Source organism: Hydrogenophaga sp. (assembly GCF_031426985.1).
Lineage (GTDB): Bacteria > Pseudomonadota > Gammaproteobacteria > Burkholderiales > Burkholderiaceae_C > Hydrogenophaga.
Genome location: NZ_JASJOY010000128.1, coordinates 1 through 6,420 on the forward strand (window position 1 = coordinate 1; position 6,420 = coordinate 6,420).

A 6,420-nucleotide genomic window follows, 5' to 3' on the forward strand; every position below is an offset into this window, starting at 1 on the left:
TTCCACCGCGTGGCCAACACGCTGAACTACCTGGACATCAAGACTGTGGTGGTGTCGTGCGGCACCTGCTACGACCAGCTGCAGGGCTACGAATTCGACAAGATCTTCCCCGGCTGCCGCATCATCGACATCCACGAGTACCTGCTGGAAAAGGGCATCACCCTGCCGGCCGGTCAGGGGGGCTACCTGTACCACGAGCCCTGCCACAACCCGATGAAGCTGCAGGATTCGCTGAAGACCGTCAAGGCCCTGGTCGGCGATGGCGTGATCAAGAGCGAGCGCTGCTGCGGCGAGAGCGGCACGCTGGGCGTGACGCGGCCGGACATCTCGACCCAGGTGCGCTTCCGCAAGGAAGAAGAGATCCGCAAGGGCGAAGCCGAACTGCGCGCCGCGGGCACGGTGGGTGAGCAGGCCAACATCAAGATGTTGACCTCCTGCCCGAGCTGCCTGCAGGGCCTCACGCGCTACGGCGACGACCTGCAGAACGGCCTGCTGGAAGCCGACTACATCGTGGTCGAGATGGCCAACCAGATCCTGGGCAAGGACTGGCTGCCCGAGTACGTGGCCCGTGCCAACCAGGGCGGCATTGAACGCGTGCTGGTCTGATCCTTCTGAAAGAACCCCATGGCAGGACTGAACAAAGACACCCCGACGCCGCAGGACATCACGGTGCACAGCGCATCGAAGGTGCTGGAGATCGCGTTCTCGGACGGCCAGTGTTTTCGCATTCCCTTTGAGCTGATGCGGGTGTACTCGCCCTCGGCCGAGGTGCAGGGCCATGGCCCGGGGCAGGAAACCTTGCAGACCGGCAAGCGGGACGTGGGCATCGTGGCGCTGGAGTCGGTGGGCAACTACGCGGTGCAGCCGACCTTCTCCGATGGGCACGAGTCGGGCATCTTCGCCTGGGACTACCTGTATTTCCTCGGATCGCAGCAGGCCGAACTCTGGAACGATTACCTGCAGCGGCTCCAGGCCGCCGGGGTCGATCGCGACGCCACCATGCCGGAAAAGGGCGGTCACGCCTGTGGCAGCCACTGACCCCGACGGAGACTTTTTCCATGGCCACCACCCACTTTGGTTTCCAGACCGTTGACGAGCAGGAAAAGGCAAAACACGTGCGCAGCGTGTTCGACTCGGTCGCGCCCAAGTACGACGTGATGAACGATCTCATGTCGGCCGGCCTGCACCGCATCTGGAAGCGCTACACCATCACCCTGGCCAACCCGCAACCGGGTCAGCAGGTGCTGGACATCGCGGGCGGCACGGGCGACCTCTCGCGGGCCTTTGCCCAGCGCGTGGGCCCGACCGGCCGCGTGGTGCACACCGACATCAACGAAGCGATGTTGCGCGAAGGCCGCAACCGCCTGCTGGACGAAGGGCTGGTGTTGCCGACCCTGGTGTGCGACGCCGAGAAGCTGCCATTTGCCGACAACAGCTTCGATTTCGTCTCGGTCGCCTTCGGTTTGCGCAACATGACGCACAAAGACCAGGCCCTGGGCGAGATGCGGCGCGTCCTCAAACCGGGGGGCAAACTGCTGGTCTTGGAGTTTTCCCGCGTCGCCAAGCCGCTGGAAAAGGCGTATGACTGGTACTCGTTCAACGTGTTGCCGAAGCTGGGGCAACTGGTCGCTGGCGATGCGCACAGTTACCAGTACCTGGCCGAGTCGATCCGCATGCATCCGGGACAAGAGGAGTTGCGGGCGCTGATGAAGTCGGTCGGTTTCGGCCATGTGGACGTTCACAACCTCAGTGCAGGCGTCGTGGCGCTGCACATGGGCATCAAGTGTTAGGCGCTGCCTGAACCCGGGTGGTCTGTCAGGGAAAGAAAAAACATGAACGCGTGGGCGCTGATTCTGGGTGGGGCTGTGGTGTTGGTGGTGGTGGTCGTGGTGGCCCGCATGCTGGCGGCCCGTGGTGCGGCGGTGCGGCCCCGCGGTGCGCCGGCCTTCTTGGCCTCGGGGCAATCGCAGCTGGACCCGACCACGCCGCGCGGCTACAGCCCCAAGAACGTGGGCAACGACGCGTCGGCCCGCCCCTGGGAGTCCACCTACGATGAACCCCCGGCGGGTGTGGCCCTGAATGGTTCGGCCCTTCGGGGTGTGCCCGACGGCTTCGATGTGGAGGGCTTCCTGCGTTCGTCCAAGGCCAACTTCGTCAGCCTGCAGGACGCCTGGGACCGCGCCGACATGGCCAGCCTGCGCGCCATGATGACCGACGACATGCTGGAGCAGATCCAGGGGCAGCTGGCCGAGCGCGAGCGCCAGTCCGGCGGGCAGCCCAACAAGACCGATGTGGTCATGATCGAGGCCCGCTTGCTGGGCATCGAAGACCTGGGCGAAGGGCACATGGCCAGCGTCGAGTTCTCCGGCATGGTGCGCGAGGACGGTGCGGCCGGCCCCAACCCGTTCCGCGAGATCTGGAGCATCGCCCGCGCCAAAGCGGGCGGCGGCGGCTGGCTGGTGGCCGGGGTGCAGGCCCTGCAATAAAGGTGGGGCGCCGCCCCGCCGTGCGGGACTGGGTCCCTGATCCGGGCGGCCTGGCGGCCCGGGTCGGTGGGCGGGCGGGAGGGCCGCGCGCAATCCGTCAAAATCGGGGGGTCATGAACACAGCACCCCCCACCTCTTCGTCGGGCGCCAGCAGCGCCCATCCCCTCGGTTTCCTTCAGTCCCTGCTCGGCAGCCTCCGGCCGCCCGAGTGGATGGTCGATGAGCTGCAGAACCGCGTGGTGCTGTTCCTCAACCACGTGCTGATGCAGGAACCCCAGGCGCAGGAACGCCTCAAGCGCCAGAAAGGCAAGCCGGTCAAGGTGCAGTGGGGTGAAGTGCACCTCACCCTGGCGGCGACCGCGGCTGGCTTGCTGGAGCGCCCGGCCGCTGGCGCGGTGCCCGAACTGACCGTGACCCTGACCCAGACCTCGCCGCTGACCCTGGCGCAAACCGTCATCGCGGGCGACAAGCCCGGGGTGGACATCCAGGGCGACGTGCAGCTGGCGGCCGAGGTGGCCTGGCTGGTGGACAACGTGCGCTGGGATGTGGAGGAAGACCTTTCACGCCTCGTGGGCGATGCGGCGGCGCACACCCTGGTGCGCGTGGCCGGCGCCGCTGCGCAAGCGGTCAAGTCCTTTGTGGGCCGTGCGCCGGCGGGCTTTGCACGCGCCACGCCGGCCCCGGCACCCGATCGCAGCGGCAGCGCCACATGAGGCGTTTGCTGCGCGGTGTCTTCATCCTCTGGGTGGTGTTGCGCCACGGGCTGGACGAGCTCGTGCTCTCCAGCTTCCAGCACCCGGGGCTGCGCCTGCTCACGCGCATCGTGTCCGTCGGTCGCAACCTGGACGCACCGCGCGGCCTGCGCCTGCGCGAAGCGCTGGAGCGGCTCGGCCCGATTTTTGTCAAGTTTGGCCAGGTGCTCTCGACCCGGCGCGACCTGCTGCCACCCGACATCGCCGACGAACTGGCCCGTCTGCAGGACCGCGTGCCACCGTTCGACAGCGCGATCGCGGTGGCGACCATCGAACGCGCTTTTGGCAAGCCGCTGGACGCCGTCTTCAGCCAGTTCGAGCAGACGCCGGTGGCCAGCGCGTCCATTGCTCAGGTGCACTTCGCCACCCTGCGCGACGGCCGGCACGGCGGGCGCGAAGTGGCGGTCAAGGTGCTGCGGCCCAACATGCTGCCGGTCATTGAAAAAGACCTCAGCCTGATGCGCATGATGGCCGGCTGGGTCGAAAAACTTTCGGCCGACGGCAAGCGCCTCAAGCCCCGCGAGGTGGTGGCCGAGTTCGACAAATACCTGCACGACGAGCTGGACCTGCTGCGCGAAGCCGCCAACGCCGCACAGCTGCGCCGCAACATGCAGGGCCTGGACCTGGTGCTGATCCCGGAAATGCTCTGGGACTACTGCCACACCGAGGTGATGGTGATGGAGCGCATGCACGGTCTGCCCATCAACCGGGTGGACGAACTGCGCCGCCGCGGCGTCGACATCCCCAAGCTGGCGCGCGACGGCGTGACCATCTTCTTCACCCAGGTGTTCCGTGACGGCTTCTTCCATGCCGACATGCACCCCGGCAACATCCAGGTCAGCGTGGACCCGGCGACCTTCGGTCGCTACATCTCGCTCGATTTCGGCATCGTCGGCACGCTGACCGAGTTCGACAAGGAATACCTGGCGCAGAACTTCACCGCCTTCTTCCGGCGCGACTACAAGCGCGTGGCCGAGCTGCACATCGAAAGCGGCTGGGTGCCGCCCGAGACCCGGGTGGACGAACTGGAGTCGGCCATCCGCGCGGTGTGCGAGCCGTATTTCGACCGTCCGCTCAAGGAGATTTCGCTTGGGATGGTGCTGATGCGCCTGTTCCAGACCTCGCGCCGTTTCCAGGTCGAAATCCAGCCCCAGCTGGTGCTGCTGCAGAAAACCCTGCTCAACATCGAGGGCCTGGGCCGCGACCTCGACCCGGAACTGGACCTGTGGAACACCGCCAAGCCTTTCCTGGAGCGGTGGATGCTGGAGCAGGTGGGGCCGCAAAAGCTGCTGCAGCAGCTCAAGGCCGAGGCGCCGCAGTACGCCAAGCTGCTGCCGGCCTTGCCGCGTCTGCTGCAGGACTACCTGCAGCAGCGGCCGCACCAGCTGCGCGCCGAACTGGACCAGCTGGTGGCCGAGCAACGCCGCACCAACCGGCTGTTGCAGTACATCATTTATGGCGGTATCGGCTTCGTGCTGGGGCTGATCGTCACCCAGGTGCTGCTGCGCATCCGCCTGTGGTGAGGGGCGGGCCGACGGCCCGCCCTTGAAGAGCGCGGTGGGGTGCCCCACTTATAATGACGGGTTTTGTTCAACTTGCCGGCGCCCGCCCGTTCCTGCACCGCCCTGGTGCATTCTGAACGTCCTGAGGCGGGGTCGCCGGACCATTCCACCGTTCACGCCATGCCGATCTATGCCTACAAGTGCGAGTCCTGCGGCCATGCCAAGGACGTCCTGCAAAAAATCTCCGACGCCCCGCTGACCGATTGCCCGGCCTGCGGCGCCGCCACGTTCAGCAAACAGCTGACGGCCGCCGGCTTCCAGCTCAAGGGTTCGGGCTGGTACGCGACCGACTTCAAGGGCGGTGCCGGCGCAGCCGCCAGCACCGCTGCGGCTCCGGCAGCGGCCGCAGCCGCCAGCAGCGACGCCAAGCCCGCTGAAAGCGCCAGCGCCGCACCGGCCGCCACGCCCTGTGGCGGTTCTTGCGCCTGTCACTGATGTCCATGGACCGCATGGCCGCGTTGCGCAAATGGCTGCTGGCCGGCCTGCTGGTGCTGGTGCCGCTGATCATCACCCTGTGGGTGCTGGACTGGGTCGTCTCCACGCTGGACCAGACCCTGCGCATCCTGCCGGGGGCCTGGCAGCCGGACCAGCTGTTCGGCTTCCACGTGCCGGGCCTGGGCGTGATCTTTGCGCTGGTGGTCGTGCTGTCCATCGGCGCGCTGGCGTCCAACATCATCGGCAACCGGTTGGTGAACTGGTGGCATGCGCTGCTGCACCGCATCCCGGTGGTGCGCTCCATCTATTCGGGCGTCAAGCAGATCTCCGACACCCTGTTTTCCGAGAAGGGCAACGCCTTCCGCAAGGCGGTGCTGGTGCAGTGGCCGCACGCCGGCATGTGGACCATCGGCTTCCAGACCGGCACGCCCGGCGGTGAAGTGCTGCAGCATCTGCAGACGCAGCCCGGCGCCATCGGTGAGCACGACAGCTTCCTCAGCGTCTTCGTGCCCACCACGCCCAACCCCACCGGCGGCTACTTCGTCATGGTGCGCCAGCGCGACTGCGTGGAGCTGCAGATGTCGGTGGACGAAGCGCTGACCTACATCGTGTCCATGGGCGTGATCGTGCCCGGTGGCCCCAAGAACCCCAATGTCCGGGCGGCGTCGACCGCTCCCGCGATTTCCTGATGATTCCCCCCGCCACCACGGTGTGGCGAACCTGCTGAAAGAAGAACCGATATGGCCATGCGCTCCCACTATTGCGGTCTGGTGACCGAAGCCCTGCTGGGCCAAACCGTGCAACTCTGCGGCTGGGTCAACCGCCGCCGCGACCACGGTGGCGTGATCTTCATCGATCTGCGCGACCGCGAAGGCTATGTGCAGGTGGTCTGCGACCCCGACCGGGCCGAGATGTTCAAGACCGCCGAAGACGTGCGCAACGAGTTCTGCGTGCAGGTCACCGGCCTGGTGCGCGCGCGCCCCGCCGGCACCACCAACGACAAGCTCAAGAGCGGCCAGATCGAAGTGCTGTGCCACGAACTGAAGGTGCTCAATCCCTCGGTGACGCCGCCGTTCCAGCTGGACGACGACAACCTGAGCGAAACCACCCGCCTGACGCACCGCGTGCTGGACCTGCGCCGCCCCTACATGCAGAACAACCTGATGCTGCGCTACCGCGTGGCCA

At 66.6% G+C, this 6,420-nt stretch carries 9 protein-coding genes; all 9 read left to right on the forward strand.

The features are described from left to right. Window positions 1–606 (forward strand): DUF3400 domain-containing protein (locus RMP09_RS15410; protein WP_310566868.1); only part of this gene is annotated, 606 nt, incomplete at its 5' end. An 18-nt stretch (window positions 607–624) separates the two neighbouring features. Further along, window positions 625–1,038 (forward strand): DUF971 domain-containing protein, encoded by a 414-nt coding sequence (locus tag RMP09_RS15415; RefSeq protein ID WP_310566869.1) that lies wholly within the window; start codon window positions 625–627, stop codon window positions 1,036–1,038. A 20-nt stretch (window positions 1,039–1,058) separates the two neighbouring features. Continuing rightward, window positions 1,059–1,790 carry a bifunctional demethylmenaquinone methyltransferase/2-methoxy-6-polyprenyl-1,4-benzoquinol methylase UbiE gene (gene ubiE, locus RMP09_RS15420; RefSeq protein ID WP_310566870.1) on the forward strand — a complete coding sequence of 244 codons (732 nt, stop codon included), beginning with the start codon at window positions 1,059–1,061 and terminating at the stop codon, window positions 1,788–1,790. A gap of 42 nt (window positions 1,791–1,832) precedes the next feature. Continuing rightward, window positions 1,833–2,486 carry a Tim44-like domain-containing protein gene (locus RMP09_RS15425; protein ID WP_310566871.1) on the forward strand — a complete coding sequence of 218 codons (654 nt, stop codon included), beginning with the start codon at window positions 1,833–1,835 and terminating at the stop codon, window positions 2,484–2,486. 113 nt (window positions 2,487–2,599) lie between these two features. Then, window positions 2,600–3,199 (forward strand): hypothetical protein, encoded by a 600-nt coding sequence (locus RMP09_RS15430; protein WP_310566872.1) that lies wholly within the window; start codon window positions 2,600–2,602, stop codon window positions 3,197–3,199. Beyond that, window positions 3,196–4,761 carry a ubiquinone biosynthesis regulatory protein kinase UbiB gene (gene ubiB / locus RMP09_RS15435; protein ID WP_310566873.1) on the forward strand — a complete coding sequence of 522 codons (1,566 nt, stop codon included), beginning with the start codon at window positions 3,196–3,198 and terminating at the stop codon, window positions 4,759–4,761. The genes RMP09_RS15430 and ubiB overlap by 4 nt, the downstream gene beginning before the upstream one ends. A 159-nt stretch (window positions 4,762–4,920) precedes the next feature. Next, window positions 4,921–5,235, forward strand: a complete 315-nt coding sequence (locus RMP09_RS15440; protein WP_310566874.1) for an FmdB family zinc ribbon protein — start codon at window positions 4,921–4,923, stop codon at window positions 5,233–5,235. A 14-nt stretch (window positions 5,236–5,249) separates the two neighbouring features. Continuing rightward, window positions 5,250–5,924 (forward strand): DUF502 domain-containing protein, encoded by a 675-nt coding sequence (locus tag RMP09_RS15445; protein ID WP_310566876.1) that lies wholly within the window; start codon window positions 5,250–5,252, stop codon window positions 5,922–5,924. A 51-nt stretch (window positions 5,925–5,975) separates the two neighbouring features. Continuing rightward, a partial coding sequence (locus tag RMP09_RS15450; protein WP_310566875.1) for an OB-fold nucleic acid binding domain-containing protein occupies window positions 5,976–6,420 on the forward strand: 445 nt, incomplete at its 3' end.